The following is a 1,736-nucleotide window of genomic DNA, read 5'->3' as shown; positions in this document are numbered from 1 at the left end:
TCCCTGAGCATCCTATGGGGTTGGGTGTCAAGAGGTTCCTGATGGTGGTGGCGGCGTGGGGTATGTGACCGCGGGCGTTGGTTTTTGTGCTCGCGGCTTTGGGGTGGCTTGGGGGTTGTGGGTTCCGGGCCGGGGTCTGCCCTGACGCGTGCTCTACCTAGCGTGCAAACGGGTTGGTGCCCAACATCCTTCATCCGAGCTTTGGTCGCGTGAGGGTGGGACTGCTCAGGCTCAGGGTCGGGTTTGGTGCCCGAGGAGGTTGCGAGCTTGTCCCGGTCGGAGGGGTTTTGGGGTCAGGCGGCGGTCCTTTCGGTGGTGCTCGGCGCGGGGCCGGCCAGTGCGGGGTTCCAGCCGGTGGTGGTGGTGATCATCGTGTGGAGCTGTCGCAGTAGGGCCGCGGCGATCGCGATACGGGCCTGGTTGTCGGTCAGTGGGTTGTCGGCGCGGGTGGTCAGGTGGCGGTAGCGGTGGGCGTAGACCTCGTTGTGTGCCAGTGCGCCGAATACCGCACGCCAGGCGGCCAGCCGCAGGCGAGGTCGGCCGCGGCCGCTGATGCGGGTGGTGCCGGTGTAGTTGCCCGAGGAGTTCTCCCGCGGGCACAGCCCGGCGTGTTTGACCACCGCGCGTGCGGAGGTGAAGCGGGTCGGGTCGCCGGTCTCGGCGAGGATCGCGGCCACCGATACTGCGGTGATGCCGGGGATGGAGTCGGCCAGCGTGGCCAGGTGCAGCTCGGTGAGAACCTCGAGCATCCGGGTGGCGACGTCGTCGCAGTCGGCGGCGGCGCGCTGGTAGTCGCCCAATGCGTAGCGGGCGCGTTCAAGGGTGCCGGGGCGGGCGTCGGCGGCGGCAGGTTCGGCGACCGCGGCGGCGATCAGCGCGGTCAGGATGGGGGTATGGATGCGTTGGCCACCCCACTGGGGCAGTTCACGGCTGATCGCCGCGGTCAACGCGCGTCGACCGCGTGCGGTCGCGGCTTTGGCCGCCAGGACCGCGGGATCGCAGTCGATGACCGCCATCACCGCCAGCCACGTCATCGAGTCCAACGGTTTGCGCGCGCAGTCCAGGGCGGCCGGCCATGCTGCGTCAAGCAGGTCACGCACCTGCTGGCGGGCCGCGCCGCGGCGGGTCAGTTGTTGGGCGCGACGTACCCCCAGGTGACGCAGTCGCGCCCACGCCGGGTGCTGGCGTTCGGGCAGATAGACGTGCAATTGGGTGGTCAACCGGGCGATCAGCATGGCGTCTTTGTCGTCGGATTTGTCGCGGGTGAAGTCTTCGGCCTCGCGGGCGCGGGCCACCAGCATCGGCTGCACACACACCGCATCCACGCCGGACTCGGCCGCCACATCGCAGACGCTCTTCCATCGGTGACCGGTGGGTTCACATGCCACCACGATCCCGGTGAAGCCCGCTGCCAGCGCCTGCTCACGCGCCCAGTCCAGCACCGGCCCTAGCTTCGCCGGCGCGACCTGCACCGTTCGACGCGCCAGCACCCGCGAGTCATGATCGGTCACCGCCACCACCTGCTTGTGGCTGGCCAGATCGATAGCGACCACCGCATACTCGCGACGCACGATCTGACGTAACTGGCCCAACCGGTCATTACGGCGACTATCGCCACGACTCAATCGACTACCGTGAGACACGACATCCTCCTTGATGTGATTTGGGATACCAAGCCCCTCGACCACATCAGGAGGATGTCTCGGCTCTCACACCTTTCAAGGAATTACTAGGAG

The 1,736-nt window shown here is 67.7% G+C and carries 1 protein-coding gene; it reads right to left on the bottom strand.

Annotated features, from left to right (window positions below; translation table 11 throughout):
• Positions 1-293: 293 nt before the first annotated feature.
• Positions 294-1,643 carry an IS110 family RNA-guided transposase gene (locus tag L1892_RS24525; protein ID WP_235726353.1) on the bottom strand — a complete coding sequence of 450 codons (1,350 nt, stop codon included), beginning with the start codon at positions 1,641-1,643 and terminating at the stop codon, positions 294-296.
• Positions 1,644-1,736: the final 93 nt, after the last annotated feature.

It is taken from the genome of Gordonia tangerina, from assembly GCF_021556435.1.
Lineage (GTDB): Bacteria > Actinomycetota > Actinomycetes > Mycobacteriales > Mycobacteriaceae > Gordonia > Gordonia tangerina.
Note: the sequence above shows the minus strand (reverse complement) of the source record. Positions and strands in the feature narration are given on the sequence as shown.